This window comes from Pedobacter sp. AK017, assembly GCF_014200825.1.
In the GTDB taxonomy this organism is placed as follows: Bacteria; Bacteroidota; Bacteroidia; order Sphingobacteriales; family Sphingobacteriaceae; genus Pedobacter; species Pedobacter heparinus.
On sequence record NZ_JACHCW010000049.1, the window covers coordinates 1 to 1,041 of the forward strand.

The 1,041-nt window shown below is 40.6% G+C and carries 1 protein-coding gene; it reads right to left on the reverse strand.

Going from position 1 to position 1,041, the window contains the following annotated elements:
* A partial coding sequence (locus tag HDC92_RS24980; protein ID WP_183877591.1) for an ISL3 family transposase occupies positions 1-994 on the reverse strand: 994 nt, incomplete at its 3' end.
* Positions 995-1,041: the final 47 nt, after the last annotated feature.

Sequence of the window (1,041 nt, forward strand, 5' to 3'; positions counted from 1 at the left end):
CCTTGTAGGATTTACGGACCAGGTTTTCTGTCAACATGTATTTTCTAACCGTTTCCCTGTGCATACCCAATTGTCTTGCAATTCCTTTTATTGATAAGCCTTCTGCCTGTAATTTCTTCATCTCATCAAACCGTCGCCTTATAATTCCCATAGTAGCCACTTCTTTTTCTCTAACAGGCAATTCGTCAGGTATTTCCACTGGGCTTTCTTCGATCTTGGGGGCTAATGATCTAGTTAATCTGGTATATTCACGGGTCATCATTTTAGTGAGGGCTTCGCCGAGGTTCTTTAACAAATGCCAGCGATCGGTCACTTGTATAGCCTGTGGAGCTCCCTTAGTTGCCGCACGCCTGTACTTGCCATAACGATCTCTGGTTATTATTTCAAGTTTTGGCTGTTTCCGTAACCAGGTAATTAAACTCTTTTCTTCTCTGTCGGGCAGCAGATCTACTACTCTTCTTGTTGTTAAATCTACCAGAATGCTGCCATACCTTTCCCGCTTTTTGTAAGCCCAGTCATCAACCCCTATAGCTGTAAAATTGCCAGGATCAGGTAAAGGAGCCCTATTGATAAGTCTCAGCAAAGTAGTGTCGCTGACAGGTATTGAAAAATGACGACATATTCTTTCCGCTGGTTTGCCGCCCAATTCCAAAACAGTATCTAATAGCTTTTCTTCCAGACGCTTTGTTGTCCGCCTGCATGGTTTGAAATGATCTTCATAGCGTTCTGTAAAAATTTTAAGCGGACACTCATCAGTGAGACAATAATATTTACGAGACTTCAGAAAGATCCTGCAGGCCTTTCCAAAAGTGGGCAAATCATTGAATTTCCGTGTGTAATAACTATGTAATTTGGTGGAGGGTTCACAGCAATTTGGGCATAAACAGATTCTCTGCCGACTTTGCACGTATATATTTATATGATCAGCCTGATTATCGACAGAAATAACTTTAAATACATCAGCAGAAGAGAAAATTAGATTCGTAACGTTCATTAATTTCTAACGAACACTAGCCTTCAATTATCATAATTACCACCAAA